Origin of the sequence: Curtobacterium sp. PhB142 (genome assembly GCF_004341255.1) — a bacterium.
GTDB lineage: Bacteria > Actinomycetota > Actinomycetes > Actinomycetales > Microbacteriaceae > Curtobacterium.
Genome location: NZ_SLUT01000003.1, coordinates 347414 through 366019, shown reverse-complemented (window position 1 = coordinate 366019; position 18606 = coordinate 347414). Strand labels below are relative to the sequence as shown.

Below are 18606 nucleotides of genomic sequence, written 5' to 3'. Positions count from 1 at the left end.
CCACGGGGACGTGCGCGGTAGCGTCGGGGGCATGACGTTCGACGCGATCCCGTTCCCGGTCATCGACGGCCACAACGACCTGCCGTGGGAGCGCCGCGAGACCCACGACTCCGGGGTCGAGGGCATCGACACCGAGGTCGACTCGCTGCACACCGACCTGCCGAAGCTCCGCGCCGGTGGGGTCGTCGGCCAGTTCTGGTCGGTCTTCGTGCCCGTCGACGAACCGGACCCGGTGCGGACGACGCTGCAGCAGATCGACCTGGCGCACCGGATCATCGAGCGGTACCCGGAGTCGCTCGTACTGGCCCGGACGGCGGCCGAGGTCCGGGCGGCGGTCGAGTCCGGCCGGATCGCGTCGCTGCTCGGCGCCGAGGGCGGGCACTCCATCGGCGACGACCTGGCGGTGCTCCGCGACTTCGCCCGACTCGGCGTCCGCTACATGACGCTCACGCACAACGACGACACCCCCTGGGCCGACTCGGCGACGGGCTCGCGTCCGCACGGCGGGCTGACCGACCGCGGCCGCCAGGTGGTGGCCGAGATGGAGCGGATCGGCATGCTCGTCGACCTGTCCCACACCGCACCGGCGACCATGCGGGACACCCTCGACGTCGCCACGCAGCCCGTCGTCTTCAGCCACTCGTCCACCGTCGCCGTCGACGACCACCCGCGGAACGTGCCGGACGACGTGCTCGCCCGGTTGTCGGACAACGGCGGCATCGTGATGATCACGTTCGTGCCGAAGTTCGTCTCACGCGACTGGGCGGACTGGGAGGACGCCGGCTCGGTGGGGGAACCGCCGCTCGTGACGGTGGCGCACGTCGCGGACCACGTCGAGCACGCCCGCGACCTCGCCGGCGCAGCACACATCGGCCTCGGCGGGGACTACGACGGCACCCCGGTGCTGCCGCCGGACCTGCGCGACGTGTCGCGGTACCCGGTGCTCGCCGCCGAGCTGCAGCGGCGCGGGTGGGGAGCGGACGACCTGCGGGCGCTCGCCGGGGGCAACGTGCTGCGGGTGCTCGAAGCGACCGACGAGCGGTTCGCGCGGACGGCATTCGTGCGCTGACGAATCGTCAATAGGTCAACAGCCTGTTGACCGATCGGCACGGAGCGCCGGCGTCAACCGTAGGTGGGGTACTGCGGCCAGCCCTCGGGGCTGTCCTCCCAGTCCTGCTGGCGGCCGTACGCGGTGCGGTCCATGATGTGCGCGACGGGCAGGATCGCCTCGGTCCCACGCGATCCGGTGGCGTACGTCAGGTAGGGCACGCCGTCGCGCAGCAGGTAGTACGAGTAGCCCGGCACCGGACCGTCGTAGTCGTCGTGGTGCAGGGTCCACCCCCAGTCGTCGTGGTAGCTCGTGGCACCCGACGACACCCACCGGTGCGGCCAGCCGTGCAGCTCTCGCCAGCGCTCGAGCTTCTCGATCGGAGCCTGCGAGACCATGGCGAACGCGATGCCCTCGTCGTCGAGCCGGCCCGTGTTCGCCGGCAGGTTGTCCACGGCCCAGGTGCAGCTCGGGCAGCCGTCGTCCCAGTCGGGCGCGAACATCACGTTCTGCACGAGGAGCAGGTAGCGGCCGTCGAACAGCTCGGAGAGCCGGACCGGGCCGTCGGAGCCCTGGAACTCGTAGTCCTCCACCTGGGCCATCGGGAGTCGGCGGCGGGCGGCGGACACCCGGTCGCCGTGCCGGGTGAGTTCCTTCTCGTCGCGGACCTGGGTGGCGAGTGCCTCGTCGAACGCGGCACGGTCGACCACGGGCGGTGCGACCTCGGGTTGCTGCAGCTTGGACATGGCGACCTCCTCGTCGTTGCCCGGCACCGTACGCCCAGGTGGGCCACACGGCAACGGGGGCCCGACGCCGTGGACAGGACCACCTGGGGTCCGGTCGCTAGGATCGGGCGCACACCGCGCCTCCAGGAAGAGCGATGCGCGACCTGACCCGATGAGGACGGACCGGATGAGCGGCACGATCTACGACAACATCTCCCAGGCGTTCGGCAACACCCCGCTCGTCAAGCTGAACCGGCTGCCGAAGGCGGGCGGCGCCGAGGTGCTGGCCAAGCTCGAGTTCTACAACCCCGGCGCCAGCGTGAAGGACCGCCTCGGCGTCGCGATCATCGACGCGGCCGAGCAGTCCGGCGACCTGCAGCCGGGCGGCACCATCGTCGAGGGGTCGTCGGGCAACACCGGCATCGCCCTCGCGCTCGTCGGTGCGGCCCGCGGCTACAGGGTGATCATCACGATGCCGGAGACGATGAGCGTCGAGCGTCGTGCGGTGATGCGCGCCTACGGGGCCGAGATCGTGCTCACCCCCGGTCCCGAGGGCATGAAGGGCGCGGTCGAACGCGCCGCCGCGATCGTCGACGAGACGCCCGGCGCGATTCTCGCCCACCAGTTCGAGACCGCCGCGAACGCCGCGATCCACCGGAAGACCACCGCTGAGGAGATCCTGCGCGACACCGAGGAGCACGTCGACGTGTTCGTCGCCGGCGTCGGGACCGGTGGCACGATCACGGGTGTCGGCCAGGTGCTCAAGGAGCGCGTGCCCGGCGTGCAGATCGTCGCGGTCGAGCCGAAGGACTCCCCGCTGCTGACCGAGGGCAAGGCCGGACCGCACAAGATCGCGGGCATCGGTGCGAACTTCATCCCCGAGGTCCTCGACCAGTCCGTCATCGACGAGGTGTTCGACGTCGAGCTCGACGACGCCCTGCGTGTGTCGCGGGCGCTCGCGACCGACGAGGGCATCCTCGCCGGCATCTCGTCCGGCGCGATCATCCACGCCGCGCTCGAGATCGCCGCACGACCCGAGAACGCCGGCAAGCGCGTCGTCGCCATCGTCTGCGACACCGGGGAGCGCTACCTGTCGACGGTGCTCTTCGAGGGACTCACTGCGTGAGTCGTCCCGTCCGACGAGGCGTGCTGCGGACGGTCCGGGAGGACCTGGCCGCAGCACGCCGCGGCGACCCCGCCGCCCGTGGTGACCTCGAGAACGCGATCGTCTACTCCGGGCTGCACGCCATCTGGACCTACCGCGTGACGCACCGGCTCTGGCTCGCCAGGGGCCTGCCTGGATCGCGGTTCGTCGCACGGGTCATCGGCCAGGCAGCACGGTCGGTGACGGGCATCGAGATCCACCCCGGCGCCCGCATCGGCCGACGGTTCTTCATCGATCACGGCATGGGCGTCGTGATCGGGGAGACCGCGGTGATCGGGGACGACGTCGTGCTGTTCCACGGGGTGACCCTGGGCGGGCGCGGTGGCGACCACGGCCCAGGAGCTCGCCGGCATCCGATCGTCGGCGACCGCGTCGTGCTCGGCGCGGGATCCTCGCTGATCGGGGCGATCACCATCGGACAGGACTCCGTCGTGGGCGCGAACACCGTGGTGACGAAGGACGTCCCTGCCGGCTCGGTCGTCACCGGGGTCGCCGGGACCGCCCGTCCGAGGTCCGGGCACGAGGGCGTGCCGACGCTCTGAACGCCCCGTCGCGGTGACGGGGCGTCCGAGGGCCAGTGCTTCGGCGCGTCGGCGCGTCAGCTCTTCTCACAGGCGATGCCGTCGGCGTCGCGGTCCATCTTCTTGTTCGCCTTGTACAGGGCGTCGTCCTTCTTCACCGTCCCCTTGAGGGCGCGGTAGGTCACCTTGCCATTCGAAGTGACCTTGTTCTTCGTGACCGACTTCTTCGCGATGCCGCCCGAGTACACCTTGTGCACCGCGGTGCAGTTGGCGTAGGTCTTCGGGGCGGCCTGCGCGGTGGAGGCCCCACCGACGACGACGGTGGTGGCGAGGACTGCGGTGGCGGCGGCGATGCCGAGGGTACGGATGATGCGCACGGGTTCCCCCTGGAACGAGTGGGTGATCGCCGGAGCGACCGCCGCGTCGGGTACGCGGCGAGCTGATCATACGATGTGAACGACGCTCATGACATGCCCCCGAACAGGTCCGGTCCGCGAGCCGCGGTGTCGGGCGTCTGGGGCATGCTGGGTGCATGGACGGCGCGCAGTTGCACGAGATCGCGATTCGCACCGCGATGGCCCTGCCCGCGGTGTTCGAGACCGAGCCGTTCGGCGAGGGCGCCCTGGTCTACAAGGTCGTCGACAAGATGTTCGTGATGACGAGCGAGCTCCGGGGTGTGCCGATCGTCAACCTGAAGTGCGCGCCGCCGCATGGGGCAGCACTCGTCCGCGACCACGCCGAGATCACACCGGGGTGGCACATGAACAAGCGGCACTGGATCACGCTCGCTCCCGGTGACGGCATCGACGAGACCCTGGTCGAGGACCTCGTCGCGAACGCCTACGACCTGGTCGTCGCCGGGTTGCCCCGAGCGAAGCGGCCCCTCGACCCGACGCGCGGCGACTGATCAGGAGCTGGCGGCTGCCGAGGAGCTGGCGGCTGCCGAGGACCGGGCGAGGACCTTCGAGACGTCGCGGACGACCTTCGGCGCGAGTCGCTCCCCGGACTCGAGGACGGCACGGGCACGCTCGGGGGTGAGCCCCGCGAAGACCTCGCCGATCGTCACGCCGTGCTCCGGCCGGTACGTCACGACGACCGGGTCGCCAGCTGCCACCGGGCCGGACTTCACGACCCGCAGGTACGCGCCCGGACGGCCTTCCTCGGTGAACCGCCGGACCCACTTGTCGACGCCCATCCGGCGCGCGAACGTGCCGCACGGGATCCGCGGGATCGTCACCTCGAGCTCCAGTGTCTCGCCGATGCGCCACCGCTCGCCCGTCACGGCCCCGGTGACGTCGACACCCGTGGTCCGCAGGTTCTCGCCGAACAGGCCCGGCGGGATCTCGCGCTCCAGCGACGCGGCGAAGTGCGCGGCGTCCTCGTCGGCGTAGGCGTACACGGCCTGGTCCTCGCCGCCGTGGTGCTTCCGGTCGGCCTGGACGTCGGCGTACAGCCCGAGCGGTCGGACCCGGACCTTGCCGTCGACCGGACGCTTGTCGATGGCGGTGACGCCGATCGTGCCGGAGTCGGGCAGCAGGCGGTCGACGCGGCAGACGGCGGTGACGAGCGACATGCCACAACTCTGGCGCAAGTCCGTCGGCACGTGTGACGAACCGCCGGTTCGGTGCGTCACACCGGTGAGGGACCACGCCCGGTGGTCCGACCGAGGAGTTCCCATGCTCGACGACGACATCGTTGCCGTCCGCCTGACCTCACATGGCAGGCACGCACCGACGCACGGGTTGGTGCAGGCCCGGATCCGTTCGCTCAGCTCCCGACCGGTCGGTCCGCTGCGGGTCGTCCCCGTCCGCAAGCGCGTCCAGCGGAACACCATCCACCACCAGTAGAAGGAAAGCGTGCACCACCAGTCCCTCGCCGAGCTCGACGACGCGGTCCTCGCCGGCCGGTCGTCCGATGGCGACGTCCGGGCCTTCGAGGTCCTGATCCGCCGCTACACACCGCTCCTGCGCGCCTACGCCCGTCGGAGCCTGGGATCGACCGACGAACTCGACGACGTCGTGCAGGAGACCTTCATCACCGCGTGGGACCGCCTGGACCGGCTCGAGGACCACGCCAAGGTGAAGTCCTGGCTGATGCGGATCCTCAGCCGGAAGTGCCTGGACCGCATCCGGGCCCGACGGTTCCACGACGACGTCACCGAACTCGAGGTCGCCGCACCCGCCGACGACGCTCCCGACCGGGTGGCCGAGGCCCGCTCGCGCGAGGAAGCGGCGGAGACGGCGCTCGCTGAACTGCCCGAAGCCCAACGACGCTGCTGGATCATGAAGGAGGTGCTCGAGTACAGCTACGACGACATCGCCGCCGAACTCGACCTGCCGCCCTCGACGGTCCGCGGACTCCTGTCCCGAGCGAGGAAGAACATGATCCGACTCATGGAGGGATGGCGATGAGCGACCTCGACGCACTCGAACTCGACGACCTCGACGGCCACTCCATCGACGAGCTCGCCGACTACCTGGACGCCGGCATGCAGCCGCCGGACCCCACCATCGACGGCTCACCCGCGTGCCAGAACGCCCTCGCGGCGATCCTGCGGGTGCGGCACGCGTCGCTCGGGTCCCTCGAGGCCGCCGCCCGCGACGAAGCCCCGGCCGACGAGTCGTGGATCGGCGGCGTGCTCGCCAACATCTCGCTGGAGTCCCGCTCCGGACGGGACGTCCCGCTCCGCGCGCAGTCCGAGTCGGAGCGCCCGGTCATGACCGAGGGAGCGATCCGATCGCTCATCCGCCGGACCGGCGACGGTGTTCCCGGCGTCCTCGTCGCCCGGTGCCGGCTCGACGGCGACGTCACCGAACTCGCCGCCCCGATCCGCGTGGTCGTCGAGGTCGCGATCATGTCGGGTCCGTCGATCGTCGCGACGGCGGACCTGGTCCGCACCGGGGTCGCCCAGGCACTGGCCGAGCAGACCGACCTGGTCGTCGAGTCGATCGACGTGGTGGTCCGCGACCTGCTCGAACCGCGGCCCGACAACACCGACGACCCGCACACCGACACCGACACCGACACCGACACCGACACCGAGGGGACCCGATGAGCACCACCGACGACACCCTCGCCGCGGTCGAACAGGCCGTGGTCGACGTCCCCGGCGTCACCGACGTCTACCGCGCTCGCCCGACCGTGGCCAGCACGGTCAGTGCCGTCCGCGGCATGGCGTCCAGCGCGACCCCCGCACGTGTCGTGGTCGACGACGGCGTCCTGCGGGTCGTCATCGGCACCGACGGACACCGTCCCGCGCCCGAGGTCGCCCGCGCCGTGCACGACGTCGCCCTGACGACGGCGTCAGCGCACGGCCTGGCGCTCACGCGGGTCGACGTGCGGGTCGCGCGAGTGGGGTGAACCCGGCTCGTCAACGCGACACAGTCCCGTCACCGTGCACGGACGTCCCGCTGAAGCGACAGAATCCCGTGAACAGTTCGCGGGATTCTGTCGCTTCGACGACGGCGGACGGGAGGCCCGTGGCGGCGCCGTCACGGGCCTCCCGTCCGACCCCCGGTCGCGTCCTCAGCGCACGCGGTGCGTCCCCGGCCGCCGCTCGGCGACCTCGAGCACCACGACGATCGCGGCGACGAGCAGCGCGGTCGCGACGAGGGAGACGTCGGGCACCGCGATCGTCGCGAGGATCGCGACGGCGAGCACGACGACGATCGCGTTCCACCCGGCGGACATCGACGGCCGGAGTGCGAGCGCCCAGATCGCGAGCACGAACAGCGCGACCGGGACGGCCACGGTCGCCGCCACCGTGGCGTGCGACAGGTCGGCCTCGCCTGCGTCCGCGCTGACCGCGACCTCGATCCCGGCCGGCAGCGCACCCGCGGCGGCGAAGACGAAGTAGTGGCCGTAGCCGAACACGAGCGCGCTCGGCAGGTTCCGGATGTGGTCGTGCTGCTCGCGCGAGAAGTAGATCCACCAGAGTCCGGCGACGATGACGAGCCCGGCGGCGGCCAGGACGAGCAGCGACGCGAGGTGGTCGGCCTGGGCGATGCCGTCGATGACCGCGTTCGCCGAGGCGACGAGCCCTTCGCCCAGCACGATGAGGGTGAACAGCGCGTACCGCTCGGCGATGTGGTGCGTGTGCCACGGCGTCGTCTCGCCCGTGCCCTCGGCGATCGGTGGGACGAGGACCTCGAGCAGGACGAGGACGGGGAACGCCCACACCGTCGATCCCTGCGGCAGCGCGAGCATGCCGACCCAGAGCGCCTGCACGACGACGATGCCCACGGCGTACCGGAGTGCGGTGCGGCGGTACCGCGAGGACGACACGGCGACGCGGAGCCACTGCGCCACCATCGCCAGGCGCATCACCACGTAGCCGATCACCGGCACCGTGAAGTCCCCCTCGGTCATGGCGGCGTGCACCCCGGCGGCGAGCACGAGCACGCCGGCCATCTGCACGAACGTGGTGACGCGGTAGAGCCAGTCGTCGGTGTCGAACGAAGTCGCGAACCAGCTGAAGTTCAGCCACGCCCACCAGATGGCGAAGAACACCATGGCGTACGCCACCACCGCGGAGCTGACGTGCCCCTCGGTCTCGATCTCGTGCAGGTTGGTGGCGGCGAAGCCCACCGCGACGACGAACACCAGGTCGAACAGCAGTTCCAGGGGGCTCGCGGCACGGTGTCGCTCGGCGGGGTCGCGGGGCGCCATCCGGCGCAGTCCGATCGTCGTCACCCGGCATGCCTACAGGACGAACGGCCCCGGGCGGTACCCGGGGCCGTTCGATGTGCAGGTGCGTGGGCCACCAGTCGGTCGGCCCGCGCCGCTCAGTAGAAGTTGCTCGCCTGCGAGTGCGCCCACGCCGAGCACGGCGTGCCGTACGCGGCACTGATGTACTGCAGGCCCCACTTGATCTGGGTCGTGGCGTTGGTCTGCCAGTCGGAGCCGATGGTCGCCATCTTCGAACCGGGCAGCGCCTGCGGGATGCCGGTCGCCCCGCCGTTCGCGTTGACGGCCTGGTAGTTCCAGCCCGACTCCTTGGTCCACAGGTTGTCGAGGCACTGGAACTGGTCGGAGCCCCAGCCGTACTCGGACGACGCCAGCGAGGTCGCCGTCGCCTTGGCGCCTGCGACGGTGTTGCCCGCCGCCAGCTTCTGTGCGGCCTCCGCTGCTGCTGCGGCCGCCCGCTTCTCGGCGGCGGCCTTCGCGACGGCTGCTGCCTTCGCGTCGACGTCGCGCTTGTCCTGCGTGGCGCTGGCCTGCGCGACGTGCGCGGTCGACTCGACGGTCGACGAGATGCGCGTCGTGAGCGCGGCGCCGGACAGCTCCGGGTAGTCACTGAGCGCGTCGATGTGCTGCTCGAGCGAGGCCGTGTCGGTCTTGGCGTTCGCCGTCGTCATCACGGTCTTCGCGGTGGAGATGGTCGCCGCTGCCTGGGCACGGTCGAGGGCGGTGCCTCGCAGGGCGGGCTGGGCCGTCGCGGACGCGCTCGCGGTGCCGGTCGGCATGCCGAGCGCTTCGCCGATGGCGGGCTGGGTGCCGATCGTGAGGGCACCGCCGGCGACGGCGAGGACCGCGGCGCCGCCGACGATCAACGTCGCACGGTGTCGGAGCGCACGGTGGCGGAGGGCGCGGCGCACGCGCCGGCTGGGGGAGTTCAGGGCCTCACGTCGGGTCGAGGCGGTGGTGGTGGGGAGGTCGGGGGTGTGTCCTGGCATCGGTTCCGGTGGTCGGGCGGTTCGTGGTGCGGGACTCCGGGCTGCGCGGCACGTCGGGGCCGGTGAGCGATGCTGCTCGCGTCGAGGTGCGCGCAGCAGGGGGAGTCCGGCGAACCGGGGAGGACCGGACGGTGGTGTGGGGCCCGTCCGTCCGCCGCGACCGGCCCTGGGGAGGCCGCCGTCGGGCGAAGCCGACACGATGACTCGTCAGACTGGATGACGCGTCCAGGATCGCTGGCAGAACCGTCCGTCCACCCGTTGGTAACGGTTCGGTAACGGCCGGTTCGGACCTAGAACGTGTGAGGTTCCTGGGTGCGGTCGCCCTGGGCGACGCGTTCGAGGGCGTCGAGCGCTCCGGCGATCGCGGTGACGTCGGACTCACCGAGCTCGGCGATGAGCTCGGCGACGATCCCGGTGCGGTCCGAGCGCGCCCGTTCGACCGCCGCGATGCCCTCGTCGGTGGCTGAGACCATGAAGGCGCGGCCGTCCCGGGGGTCCGCCTCGCGCTCGATGAAGCCGCGCTGTTCGAGCTCGGTCAGGATGCGGGTCATCGTGGGCTTCGTGACCACCTCGATCCGCGACAGGTCGCCCGGGCGCAGGGGTCCTTCGCGCTGGATGGTGGCGAGTGCGGACACGATCCCGTACCCGAGCGAGGCCGAGTCCGTCCGTGCTCGCCGGTTGATCCGTCCGACCGCCGCGGCCAGACGTGCGGCGACCTCGGTACGGTCCGTCGATCGAGGACTCATGTGCTGCTCCGGGTGGGCGATCGGGTGGTCGCCAGCGATGCTATCGGCTCGCCGGATCCGCAGTCTGGGAGCGTCGTGCGCGTCGGTCGTGGGCCAGCACGGGGTGTCCGGGAGGCCCGTGGAACGCAGACCGCCCGCCTCGCGTGCGCGAGACGGGCGGGTTCCTGTACGGGGGTACAGCCGGACTCAGTGCTTCTCGCCCGGCAGCTGGTGAATCGCCTCGGTCGCGAGCTCGGCGGTGACGTTGTCGCCGGACTCGGTCGCAGTGCGCAGTCGACGGAAGTCCTCGGTCATGCGGTCCCAGTCGACCAGTTCGTCGAGGTTCGGCAGGCGCAGGCGGAAGGCCAGACCGTCCATGGTGTCGCCGCACACGCGCTGCAGGTTCTCGTTGCCGCACTCGGCGACGTAGAGCGCGAACACGTCGAGCGCGTCGTGGTTCACGGCGGGGACGTCGTGCGACTCGAGCTCGGCGATCGTCTTGTCGAGCTGCGCGAGGATCTTCTTCCGTGCGCCGGCGCCGAGGCGCGGGACCGCGAGGCGGACGACGCCACCGAACAGCACCCCGAGGGTCTGCATCGCCTCGATGACCTCAGCGGGGTTCGGCGTCGTGACGCGTGTGTACCGGTTCGGCGCCATCTCGATGAGGCCGGCACGGGAGAGCTGGCTCAGCGCCTCGCGGATCGGCGTGCGGGAGACGCCGAGCCAGGCGATGAGCTCGTCGTCGTTGAGTCGCTCGCCGGGGACGAGCGTGCCGTCCATGATCGCGTCGTGGATCTTGTGCCGGACGGTGTCGCGGAGCAGCTGGTGCTCGGTCGGGGCGCTGCGGGGGACCGGCATGCGTTCTCCTTCGATCGGGGCGCGGTCAGTGCACGCGCACCGATCAACGTACCTGATATGAGACCGGCGTTCCGCTCGGCTCAGCGCGTGTCACCGGTCGCTCGCTCGCCCGCGTCCAGCAGCCGGACGGTGACCGGGTCCTCCGCCCCGTCGTACCACCGGTCCAGCACCGCCGCGAAGGGCTCCGGGTCGGTCGCCGCCCGGGCGAACAGCGTCATCGAGGACCGGAGCTTCAGGGCGTCTGTCCCACCGAGCAGCGCCTCGGCCGACGGGGCCGGCGCCGCCGCGACGACGGTCGCGGCGGTCCGGATCCGGTCCCCGAGCACCGGGTGCGCGAGGTACGCGCGGGCCTCGGTGAGCCCGCGCACGCCGTAGCGCTCAGCGGTGGCGCTCCGCCCGAGGCCGGCGAGCTGCGGGAAGACGAACCACATCCAGTGCGAGGTCTTCCGTCCACGCCGCAGCTCGGCGAGGGCGTCGTCGTGCACGCCGTCCTGCGCCCGCACGAAGCGGTCGAGGTCGTCCTGGGCGGCATCGTCCGTGGCGTGGTCGCTCACCGCACGACCCCACCCCAGGCGTACCGCACCGTGGTGCCGTCGACGACGAGCAGCGAGTCGGGTGCCCGGTCGAACAGCCCCGGCATGCCGACGGCGTCGGGCAGGTCCCCCTCGAGCCGGTCGAGGTGCGCGGCCCGCACGGTCAGCGTCGGGTGCTGTCGCTGCCAGAACAGCGTCTGGGCCAGGTACCGGGCGTGGATGCCGGCGCGGGTGGTGAGTTCGGCGGCCAGTGGCGTGTCGACGACGTCACCGGCGGTGACCCGGATCGAGGCCGCGTGCCGGGGTCTGGCCGTGCCCGAGGGGCGTTCCTGCCGCAGCGATCGCGCCCAGCGCACCGGGTGCAGTGCACGTGCGGGATGCCGGACCGACCGGTGCGCGACGACCTCGCCGCGGCGGCGCGACCGGGCGTGCGCGAAGGTGTACGGCACGCCGAGCAGCGCGTGTGCGGCCACGATCGCCGGCACGTTCGCGGTGTCCACGGTGCGGTACGCGACCCCGCGCCGGCCCTGGTCGTCCACGGTCAGGACCTCGATGGTGACCTCGGTCATGCGGCCGAGGCGGCCGGCGGAGGGGAACGGCGGCACTCGCGTCTCGTGGAAGACGTAGGCCGTGAGTCCCACCCAGGCGCTGCCGTCGACCACGTCGGGGCGCGTCCCCCGCGGGACGAGTCGCGCCAGCGAGCCCGGGTCGTGTCGCCAGTGCACGAAGACGACGTCGTCCCACGCGTGCTGGGTCACCGGCCGGTGCAGCAGCGGTGCGGCCGCACGGGTCCAGGACGGCTGGGTCACCGCTTCGGTGCGTGCCGACCGACGCGCACGGCCCACAGGACGAGCGGAGCCTGCAGCGGGAGCCGCAGCACGGAGACGAGGCGCATCGCCCGGGTCGAGCGCGGGCTGTCGAGCAGGTCGTTCGCCATCTTCACGTTCGCAGGGAAGACCGCGGCGAACAGGGCAGCTGCCGCCCACCCCGAGGCCCGCCGTGTGGCCGGGAACGCGAGCCCGGCTGCGATGCCGAGTTCGGCCACGCCGGAGGCGACCGTCGTCAGGCGCGGTGGCAGGGTGTCCGGCACGATCCGGTCGTAGTGGCGCGGCTGCAGGAAGTGGGTGACGCCGGCCCCGCTGAGCAGCACCGCGAGCATGGTGGCAGTCCGGGTGGCTCGTTTGATCCGCTCACGTCGTCGCATGGCCCCATCGTGCTCGCCCGTCCTCGGAATCAGGTCAGTGCGGTCGCGACGAGGTCGAGGACCGCCGCCGCCACCTCGGCCTTCGTGCCCGAGGTCTCGCGGACCACCTCGCCGCCCGGCACCAGGACCTCGATCGCGTTCTCCTCGCGCTCGAACCCGGCCGACCAGCCGACGTGGTTCACGACGAGCAGGTCGGCGGGCTTGCGGGCGATCTTCGCGCGCCCGAGTGCGATGCGGGCGTCGCGGTCGGGTTCGGTCTCGGCGGCGAACCCGACGATGACCTGCCCGGTGCGCCGCGCTGCCACCAGGTCGGCGAGCACGTCAGGGTTCCGCACCAGCTCGAGCGTCATCCGCTCGCCCTGGGCGTCCTTCTTGAGCTTCTCGGCGAGGACCTCGGCCGGCCGGTAGTCGGCGACGGCAGCGGTCATCACGACGACGTCGGCGTCGACCGCCGCGGCGTGCACGGCCTCGGCGAGCTCGAGCGCTGACCCCACCGGCACGACGGTCGCGTCGATGCCCGCGGTCAGGCCGGCCTCGACGTTCGCGGCGACGACGGTGACGACGGCGCCGCGCGCCGCTGCGTCGGCGGCGATCGCCAAGCCCTGCCGACCGCTCGACCGGTTGCCGACGAAGCGCACCGGGTCGAACGGCTCGCGGGTGCCCCCCGCGCTGACGACCACTCGGACGCCGGACAGGTCCCCCTGTTCGCCACGGGCCCCGGCGCCGGACTGCGTCCCCCCGTCGGTGCCGGCGCGACGCCCCGCGCCTGCACCGGCCGTGTCGTCCAGCACGGCGAGCGCAGCGGCGACGATGTCCTCGGGTTCCGCCATCCGGCCGATGCCGGCGTCGTCGCCCGTCAGCGCGCCGACCACCGGTCCGACCAGGTGCACGCCCCGCTCGCGCAGGACGGCGACGTTGGCCCGGGTCGCGGGGTGCTCCCACATCTGCGGGTGCATCGCCGGAGCGACGACGACCGGGGCGTCGGTGGCGAGCAGCGTCGTGCCGAGCAGGTCGCTCGCCAGGCCGTTCGCCATCCGTGCCAGGGAGTCCGCGGTCGCCGGGGCCACCACGACCAGGTCCGCGCGACGGCCGAGGGCGACGTGGCGGACCTCGGAGACGTCGTCCCAGACGCTCGTGGTGACGGGGTTGCGGCTGAGCGCCTCGAGCGTCGGCAGCCCGACGAAGCGCAGCGCCCCCTCGGTCGGGACGACGTGCACCTCGTGCCCGCGCTTGACGAGGTCGCGGACCACGCCGACGGCCTTGTAGGCGGCGATGCCCCCGGTGATCCCCACGATGACGGTCAGGGTGCGCTCTGCTGCTGCGTTCACGCCGCTCACGCTACCGGGGGCACGTGCGAGGATCGACGGCATGTGCACCGTCGTCGTCCGCGTCGACCCCGGGTCCGCGTGGCCCGTCACCGTGCTCGCCCTGCGGGACGAGTCACCCGAGCGTCCGTGGGACCCGCCCGCCGCGTGGTGGCCCGATCGCGACCCCGGGGTCCGCGGCGTGCGTGACCGTGCTGCCGGCGGTGCGTGGCTCGCCGCCTCGGACCGCGCCGGACTGGCGGTCGTGCTCAACCGCGGCGAACCGGTGCCGAGTGTCGACGGCACGTGGACGACCCGCGGCGTGGTGCCGGTCGACGCCGTCGCCGACGACCTGTTGCCCGGACACGACGGCACGCTGCCGACCACCCGCGCGTTCAACCTGGTGCGGGCGACCGCCGACGGCGCCGCGGTCCTGACCTGGGACGGCACACGGGTCCGCGCGACCGAGCTCGGCCCGGGCGTGCACATGGTGACGCACGGCGAACCGGACGACCCGGCGGCGCCGCGCATCGGCCGGTGGCTCGAGGCCTTCCGTGCCGCGGACGCCCCGGTCGGGCCACCGGTGCTCGGACCCTTCGGCGAGCTCCGGACGGTGGACGCGGGCGACGACGCCGGAGACGAGTGGAGCGGCTGGTTCGGTGTCCTGGCCGAGTCCGCTGCGCTGCCGAGCGACCACCCCGACGCGATCCTCCGCGACGCGCACGAGGCCGAGGGGCACATGACGACGCTGTCGATCGTCGCCGCGGCGATCGGTCCGGACCGCACCGTTCTGCAGCACGCCCGCCTGACCGAACCCGGACGGCTGGACGGGTCGGTGGAGCTGCACCGCGCCTGACGCGGGCGGCGCACCGGACGCGCCACGGGCCTCCCGGCCGTGCCCCGCGCCCCGCACCCGCGCACCGGACCGCAGTGCCCTCGCACCGTGCGAACCGCGCCCGGCGCTCAGAGGGGCGGACGTGTCCCGGTGAGGTCCTCGGCGACGGCCCAGAGCGAGCGGGCGAGGTCGGCGCTCCGTGCCGACCCGGGGATCGAGACGGCGGTCGTCGGTCCGGTCAGGCCGAAGGGGCCGGCCGGGCCGTAGTAGGCGCCGCCGACCGCGTTCGGGCCGACCGCGGCGTAGAGCAGCGGCTCGGTGCCCTGCTCGACCGCCTGCGTGAAGGGGAGCGCGCGGTTGCTGGACCGCACCGGCTTCGCGCGTCCGAGTGAGCGCCCGGCCGACTGGAGGTTCGTGCGGGTGTAGCCGGGGTGCGCCGCGGTGCTGACGAGGGGGACGTCCGCCTCGACGGTCAGTCGGTGCAGGTGCAGCGCGAGGAGCAGGTCGGCGAGCTTGGACTGGCCGTAGGCGCGCCAGCCGTTGTACCCGCGTTCCCACTGCAGGTCGCCGAAGCGGATCCGGCCGGGGATCGCGGCGAGGCTCGACATTGTCGCGACCCGCGGTGCCTCGGCACGCAGCAGCGAGGGCAGCAGCAGGTTCGTCAGCGCGAACGGACCGAGGAAGTTCGTGCCGAACTGCAGCTCGAACCCGTCGACCGTCTCGAAGCGCTGCGGCGGCGCCATGACGCCAGCGTTGTTCACCAGGACGTCGATCGGGCGGTCCTCGCCGACGATGCCGTCGGCGAAGCGGCGCACGCTCGCCAGGTCCGCGAGGTCGAGTTCGCGCACCTCGACGTCGGCGTTCGGGTGGGCTGCACGGATCTCGGCCGCGGCGGCATCGCCCTTCGCGGTCGTGCGCACGGCGAGCACGACGCTCGCGCCGGCGGCCGCGAGACGGGTCGCGGCTTCCTTCCCGGTGCCACTGTTGGAGCCGGTGACGACGATCCTGCGTCCGGTCTGGTCAGGGAGCTTCGGCATGCGGGCGACCGTACACGCGGGCGCTGGCCCTGCCGGCCCGATCGTGATAGTTTGATGCAAACGCATGGAAGTGCGACCAGGAGGAACCATGAGCAACGCATTCGGCACCGACCGCCCCTCGGACGTCCCGCCGCCCGCACCCGAGCGGATCGGACGCGTGGAGCTCGGCATCGACACCTTCGGTGACGTCACCGAACTCGCTGACGGCAGTCTCAAGTCCGACGCGCAGAGCATCCGCGACGTCGTGGCCCAGGCCGTCCTCGCCGACCAGGTCGGCATCGACTTCATCGGCGTCGGTGAGCACCACCGTGCCGACTTCGTGGTGAGCGCACCCGAGGTCGTCCTCGCCGCGATCGCCGCCTCGACCTCCCGCATCCGGATGGGCTCCGCCGTCACGGTGCTCTCGTCGGACGACCCCGTGCGCGTCTACGAGCGCTTCGCCACCGTCGACGCGATCTCGGACGGCCGCGCCGAGGTCATCCTCGGGCGCGGATCCTTCACCGAGTCGTTCCCGCTGTTCGGCCACGAGCTCTCCGACTACGAGGTCCTGTTCGAGGAGAAGCTCCAGCTCTGGGCGGCCCTGCGCGGCGGCGACGCCGTCACCTGGTCCGGCACGAAGCGCGCGAGCCTGGTCGACCAGGACGTCTTCCCGAAGCTCGAGCACGGCGCCATCCCCACCTGGATCGGCGTCGGCGGTTCCCCGCAGTCGGTCATCCGTGCGGCGTCGTACGGCCTGCCGCTGTTCCTCGCCATCATCGGCGGGCAGCCGGCACAGTTCGCCCCGTTCTCGCGGCTGTACCGTCAGGCGCTCGCTCAGCTCGACCTGCCGCAGCAGCCCATCGCGATGCACTCGCCGGGCTTCGTCGCGGCGACCGACGAGGAAGCCGCCGAGCGCTACTGGCCGTACCACAAGGCCGTCACCGACCAGCTCGGCCGGGAGCGCGGTTGGCCGCCCCTCGACGTCGCCGGGTACCACGCGGGCCTGTCCGCCGGTGGCTCGCTGTACGTCGGGTCGCCGGAGACCGTGGCGCGGAAGATCGCCCGGAACATGCGGATCCTCGGCGCCTCGCGGTTCGACATGCGCTACGCGACCGGTCGTCTGCCGCACGAGGACATGCTGCGGTCCATCGAGCTCTACGGCACGCAGGTCGCGCCGCGCGTGCGCGAGCTGCTCGCCGAGCCCGTCCCCGTCCCGTAGGCGATCACCCCGGCGGGCCTACCCCGCGAAAGCGACAGATCGCCGCGGAACGTTCGCGGCGATCTGTCGCTTTCGCGCACCTGTCGGCCGGGAGGCGCGGGTCGGCTCCGTCGGTCCGGCTCACGGGCACGCCGGGTACGGTCCACGGCATGCCGTCACGTCCCAGCACCCCTCCCGTCGAGCGCCGGTTCCGCGGCCGGATCATGGGCGTCGGCACCACCTCGGGCGTCCGGATCGTCGTCGGGATGTGGGACCGTTCGCCGTTCGGAGCGTTCACCGACGTGTTCCTCGAGCTACCCGACGGCACCAGCGTGCTGCTCGCGCCGGACGAGATCGTCGCCGCGTACGTCTCCGGCACCTACCGGTTCGACACGGTGTCCGTGGTCGACGTCCGGGCCCGACGGACGGCACGTGGCCTGGAGCTCGACGCCGGCGCCCTGCAGGTCTCGGTCGACGTCGGCACGATCTCACCGCTCGGCCGGGTGCTGCGCGTGGTCCCCAAGCCGATCGCCCGCGACCCGCGGTGGCTCGCCGCGATCGACCCGATCGCCCGGCTCGTCGCGCCCGGATCCGGCACCGCCGGCTCGGCGGGCAACGGACGCCGCGAGTACTACGGCGTGACCGGGGCGCACGACGTCACCGGCGTGCGCGGGACCTGGGCGGGGGAGCCCCTCGGCACCCTGGCGCCGCTCGACCCGCCCGTGGCGTTCGGCTTCGCGTCGATGCCGCGGGTGCCGCAGGTCGTCGACGTCGAGACCACCATCCGCGAACCCGCCTGACGCGTTCCGTACGGGCGCATCTTCCGACGATCCACCACCGGATCGACTCGTGGAGTGTCGCTCGTTGCGCATGCATCCGGTGCGTGTGCATGTTCCGACGATGCACGCGGTGATCGACTGGTGGAGTGTCGCTGTGTGCGGACGCATGGAGCGCGCCGGACCGGGTGCGGGCACTGCGGACCGGCCACCTGCGTGGCCGGACGTGTCCGGGGGAGTCGGCGCGGGCCTCCCGGTCGGGGTGGTGCTGCCGTGTGCCGGACGCGCCCAGCGTCGAGGGGCACACTGGCGGGAACGGTACGGCCCCGCCGGACCCGCGGTCGAACGTCGGGACGGGTGGGGCGCACGACGCAAAGGAGCATCATGACCGACACGCAGACCGACCAGCGCGCCGCCATCTCGGACATCGTCCACGGCGCCCACACGGCCCTGTTGACGACGGTGAGCGAGGACGGCCAGCTGCACGCCCGGCCCCTCGCCGTGCAGGACAAGGCGTTCAACGGGACCCTCCGCTTCCTGGTGCAGGACGGCAGCGAGAAGGTCGACGACATCGCCAGGAACCCGCACGTCAACGTCTCCATCGAGTCGCAGGGCGGCTACCTGTCCATCGCCGGCACCGCCACGGTGACGCAGGACAGTGCCGTGATCGACGAGCTGTGGTCACCGTTCGCCGAGGCCTGGTTCCCGGACGGCCGCGACGACCCCTCGATCCGACTCCTCACCGTGTCGGGCGACTCGGTCGAGTACTGGACGCAGGACACCGGCCCGGTCGGCAGTCTCGTGCAGACGCTCAAGGCCGCACTCGGCAAGCAGAGCCAGCCGGACACCGGGGACCACGGGACCGTCGAGCTGTAGGGGCGGGGCGGGGCGGGGCGGACGGGCTCGGCTCGGCTCGATCCGACTCCGAACGACGGGACCGATGTCGTACGACGTCGATTCCGTCGTTCCGCGTCGGAGCTGCCGTCGTGCCGATGCCGGTGCCGGGCCGCTGCCGGCGTCCCC

24 protein-coding genes are annotated in these 18606 nt (G+C 72.3%); 12 read left to right on the top strand and 12 right to left on the bottom strand.

Annotation, left to right across the window (positions count from 1 at the left end):
- The first annotated feature begins 31 nt into the window (after positions 1-31).
- On the top strand, positions 32-1069 hold the full coding sequence (locus tag EDF31_RS08025; protein WP_131845761.1) for a dipeptidase: 1038 nt from the start codon (positions 32-34) through the stop codon (positions 1067-1069).
- Positions 1070-1122: 53 nt separating this feature from the next.
- Here EDF31_RS08025 and EDF31_RS08020 read toward each other — a convergent pair whose 3' ends face one another.
- Entirely contained in the window at positions 1123-1794 is a 672-nt protein-coding gene (locus EDF31_RS08020) for a DUF899 family protein (protein ID WP_131845760.1), read from the bottom strand.
- Between the two features lie 166 nt (positions 1795-1960).
- Between EDF31_RS08020 and cysK the strand changes: the two genes are divergently transcribed.
- Positions 1961-2899, top strand: coding sequence for a cysteine synthase A (gene cysK / locus EDF31_RS08015; RefSeq protein WP_131845759.1), 939 nt, complete (start codon positions 1961-1963; stop codon positions 2897-2899).
- Positions 2896-3480, top strand: a complete 585-nt coding sequence (gene epsC / locus EDF31_RS08010; protein WP_243649931.1) for a serine O-acetyltransferase EpsC — start codon at positions 2896-2898, stop codon at positions 3478-3480. The genes cysK and epsC overlap by 4 nt, the downstream gene beginning before the upstream one ends.
- Before the next feature lie 56 nt (positions 3481-3536).
- On the opposite strand, the gene EDF31_RS08005 is transcribed toward epsC, so the two are convergent.
- Positions 3537-3836 carry an excalibur calcium-binding domain-containing protein gene (locus EDF31_RS08005; RefSeq protein WP_243649928.1) on the bottom strand — a complete coding sequence of 100 codons (300 nt, stop codon included), beginning with the start codon at positions 3834-3836 and terminating at the stop codon, positions 3537-3539.
- 155 nt (positions 3837-3991) lie between these two features.
- Here EDF31_RS08005 and EDF31_RS08000 point away from each other — a divergent pair, with 155 nt between their 5' ends.
- Entirely contained in the window at positions 3992-4366 is a 375-nt protein-coding gene (locus tag EDF31_RS08000; RefSeq protein ID WP_131845758.1) for an MmcQ/YjbR family DNA-binding protein, read from the top strand.
- Here EDF31_RS08000 and EDF31_RS07995 read toward each other — a convergent pair whose 3' ends face one another.
- Positions 4367-5032: an MOSC domain-containing protein gene (locus EDF31_RS07995; protein ID WP_131845757.1), complete on the bottom strand. Its 666-nt coding sequence runs from the start codon at positions 5030-5032 to the stop codon at positions 4367-4369.
- A 103-nt stretch (positions 5033-5135) separates the two neighbouring features.
- Here EDF31_RS07995 and EDF31_RS19920 point away from each other — a divergent pair, with 103 nt between their 5' ends.
- From EDF31_RS19920 to EDF31_RS07980, 4 genes are read left to right on the top strand one after another with little or no spacing between them, the layout of a single operon-like run.
- Positions 5136-5306, top strand: coding sequence for a hypothetical protein (locus EDF31_RS19920; RefSeq protein ID WP_165901117.1), 171 nt, complete (start codon positions 5136-5138; stop codon positions 5304-5306).
- A 9-nt stretch (positions 5307-5315) separates the two neighbouring features.
- Entirely contained in the window at positions 5316-5870 is a 555-nt protein-coding gene (locus EDF31_RS07990; RefSeq protein WP_131845756.1) for a sigma-70 family RNA polymerase sigma factor, read from the top strand.
- On the top strand, positions 5867-6514 hold the full coding sequence (locus EDF31_RS07985; RefSeq protein WP_131845755.1) for a hypothetical protein: 648 nt from the start codon (positions 5867-5869) through the stop codon (positions 6512-6514). The genes EDF31_RS07990 and EDF31_RS07985 overlap by 4 nt, the downstream gene beginning before the upstream one ends.
- Positions 6511-6819 (top strand): hypothetical protein, encoded by a 309-nt coding sequence (locus EDF31_RS07980; RefSeq protein WP_131845754.1) that lies wholly within the window; start codon positions 6511-6513, stop codon positions 6817-6819. The genes EDF31_RS07985 and EDF31_RS07980 overlap by 4 nt, the downstream gene beginning before the upstream one ends.
- A 165-nt stretch (positions 6820-6984) precedes the next feature.
- Here EDF31_RS07980 and EDF31_RS07975 read toward each other — a convergent pair whose 3' ends face one another.
- The 8 genes from EDF31_RS07975 to EDF31_RS07940 form a co-directional block, all read right to left on the bottom strand.
- The gene (locus EDF31_RS07975; protein WP_235035940.1) at positions 6985-8151 is read right to left on the bottom strand and encodes a low temperature requirement protein A; all 1167 of its coding nucleotides are present in this window, start codon (positions 8149-8151) and stop codon (positions 6985-6987) included.
- Between the two features lie 92 nt (positions 8152-8243).
- A complete protein-coding gene (locus tag EDF31_RS07970; protein ID WP_131845753.1) occupies positions 8244-9134 on the bottom strand; it encodes a phospholipase in 891 nt (296 codons plus the stop codon).
- Positions 9135-9424: 290 nt separating this feature from the next.
- A complete protein-coding gene (locus EDF31_RS07965) occupies positions 9425-9880 on the bottom strand; it encodes a MarR family transcriptional regulator (protein ID WP_111084361.1) in 456 nt (151 codons plus the stop codon).
- A gap of 186 nt (positions 9881-10066) precedes the next feature.
- Positions 10067-10717 (bottom strand): GntR family transcriptional regulator, encoded by a 651-nt coding sequence (locus EDF31_RS07960; RefSeq protein ID WP_131845752.1) that lies wholly within the window; start codon positions 10715-10717, stop codon positions 10067-10069.
- A gap of 80 nt (positions 10718-10797) precedes the next feature.
- A complete protein-coding gene (locus EDF31_RS07955; RefSeq protein WP_131845751.1) occupies positions 10798-11271 on the bottom strand; it encodes a DUF1810 domain-containing protein in 474 nt (157 codons plus the stop codon).
- Complete coding sequence (locus EDF31_RS07950) at positions 11268-12059, bottom strand: DUF2071 domain-containing protein (RefSeq protein WP_165901365.1); 792 nt, start codon at positions 12057-12059, stop codon at positions 11268-11270. The genes EDF31_RS07955 and EDF31_RS07950 overlap by 4 nt, the downstream gene beginning before the upstream one ends.
- Positions 12056-12454, bottom strand: coding sequence for a hypothetical protein (locus tag EDF31_RS07945; protein WP_131845749.1), 399 nt, complete (start codon positions 12452-12454; stop codon positions 12056-12058). Before EDF31_RS07945 ends, EDF31_RS07950 begins: the two co-directional genes overlap by 4 nt.
- Positions 12455-12483: 29 nt before the next feature.
- The gene (locus EDF31_RS07940; protein ID WP_123292330.1) at positions 12484-13758 is read right to left on the bottom strand and encodes a bifunctional phosphopantothenoylcysteine decarboxylase/phosphopantothenate synthase; all 1275 of its coding nucleotides are present in this window, start codon (positions 13756-13758) and stop codon (positions 12484-12486) included.
- Between the two features lie 64 nt (positions 13759-13822).
- Here EDF31_RS07940 and EDF31_RS07935 point away from each other — a divergent pair, with 64 nt between their 5' ends.
- Entirely contained in the window at positions 13823-14614 is a 792-nt protein-coding gene (locus EDF31_RS07935; RefSeq protein WP_165901364.1) for an NRDE family protein, read from the top strand.
- 107 nt (positions 14615-14721) lie between these two features.
- On the opposite strand, the gene EDF31_RS07930 is transcribed toward EDF31_RS07935, so the two are convergent.
- Positions 14722-15630 carry an SDR family oxidoreductase gene (locus tag EDF31_RS07930; RefSeq protein WP_131845747.1) on the bottom strand — a complete coding sequence of 303 codons (909 nt, stop codon included), beginning with the start codon at positions 15628-15630 and terminating at the stop codon, positions 14722-14724.
- Positions 15631-15718: 88 nt separating this feature from the next.
- Here EDF31_RS07930 and EDF31_RS07925 point away from each other — a divergent pair, with 88 nt between their 5' ends.
- The 3 genes from EDF31_RS07925 to EDF31_RS07915 all read left to right on the top strand — a co-directional run bounded on the left by EDF31_RS07925 (position 15719) and on the right by EDF31_RS07915 (position 18459).
- The gene (locus EDF31_RS07925; protein ID WP_216834442.1) at positions 15719-16828 is read left to right on the top strand and encodes an LLM class flavin-dependent oxidoreductase; all 1110 of its coding nucleotides are present in this window, start codon (positions 15719-15721) and stop codon (positions 16826-16828) included.
- Positions 16829-16977: 149 nt separating this feature from the next.
- Positions 16978-17607, top strand: a complete 630-nt coding sequence (locus EDF31_RS07920) for a hypothetical protein (RefSeq protein ID WP_123292027.1) — start codon at positions 16978-16980, stop codon at positions 17605-17607.
- Between the two features lie 360 nt (positions 17608-17967).
- Positions 17968-18459 (top strand): pyridoxamine 5'-phosphate oxidase family protein, encoded by a 492-nt coding sequence (locus tag EDF31_RS07915; RefSeq protein WP_123292028.1) that lies wholly within the window; start codon positions 17968-17970, stop codon positions 18457-18459.
- Positions 18460-18606: the final 147 nt, after the last annotated feature.

What these genes read in the sequence shown, in the direction of transcription:
- EDF31_RS08025 (WP_131845761.1), top strand. Translation starts at nt 32, where the DNA reads ATGACGTTCGACGCGATCCCGTTCCCGGTCATCGACGGCCACAACGAC.
- EDF31_RS08020 (WP_131845760.1), bottom strand. Translation starts at nt 1,794, where the DNA reads ATGTCCAAGCTGCAGCAACCCGAGGTCGCACCGCCCGTGGTCGACCGT.
- cysK (WP_131845759.1), top strand. Translation starts at nt 1,961, where the DNA reads ATGAGCGGCACGATCTACGACAACATCTCCCAGGCGTTCGGCAACACC.
- EDF31_RS08000 (WP_131845758.1), top strand. Translation starts at nt 3,992, where the DNA reads ATGGACGGCGCGCAGTTGCACGAGATCGCGATTCGCACCGCGATGGCC.
- EDF31_RS07995 (WP_131845757.1), bottom strand. Translation starts at nt 5,032, where the DNA reads ATGTCGCTCGTCACCGCCGTCTGCCGCGTCGACCGCCTGCTGCCCGAC.
- EDF31_RS19920 (WP_165901117.1), top strand. Translation starts at nt 5,136, where the DNA reads ATGCTCGACGACGACATCGTTGCCGTCCGCCTGACCTCACATGGCAGG.
- EDF31_RS07985 (WP_131845755.1), top strand. Translation starts at nt 5,867, where the DNA reads ATGAGCGACCTCGACGCACTCGAACTCGACGACCTCGACGGCCACTCC.
- EDF31_RS07980 (WP_131845754.1), top strand. Translation starts at nt 6,511, where the DNA reads ATGAGCACCACCGACGACACCCTCGCCGCGGTCGAACAGGCCGTGGTC.
- EDF31_RS07970 (WP_131845753.1), bottom strand. Translation starts at nt 9,134, where the DNA reads ATGCCAGGACACACCCCCGACCTCCCCACCACCACCGCCTCGACCCGA.
- EDF31_RS07965 (WP_111084361.1), bottom strand. Translation starts at nt 9,880, where the DNA reads ATGAGTCCTCGATCGACGGACCGTACCGAGGTCGCCGCACGTCTGGCC.
- EDF31_RS07960 (WP_131845752.1), bottom strand. Translation starts at nt 10,717, where the DNA reads ATGCCGGTCCCCCGCAGCGCCCCGACCGAGCACCAGCTGCTCCGCGAC.
- EDF31_RS07945 (WP_131845749.1), bottom strand. Translation starts at nt 12,454, where the DNA reads ATGCGACGACGTGAGCGGATCAAACGAGCCACCCGGACTGCCACCATG.
- EDF31_RS07935 (WP_165901364.1), top strand. Translation starts at nt 13,823, where the DNA reads ATGTGCACCGTCGTCGTCCGCGTCGACCCCGGGTCCGCGTGGCCCGTC.
- EDF31_RS07930 (WP_131845747.1), bottom strand. Translation starts at nt 15,630, where the DNA reads ATGCCGAAGCTCCCTGACCAGACCGGACGCAGGATCGTCGTCACCGGC.
- EDF31_RS07925 (WP_216834442.1), top strand. Translation starts at nt 15,719, where the DNA reads ATGAGCAACGCATTCGGCACCGACCGCCCCTCGGACGTCCCGCCGCCC.
- EDF31_RS07920 (WP_123292027.1), top strand. Translation starts at nt 16,978, where the DNA reads ATGCCGTCACGTCCCAGCACCCCTCCCGTCGAGCGCCGGTTCCGCGGC.
- EDF31_RS07915 (WP_123292028.1), top strand. Translation starts at nt 17,968, where the DNA reads ATGACCGACACGCAGACCGACCAGCGCGCCGCCATCTCGGACATCGTC.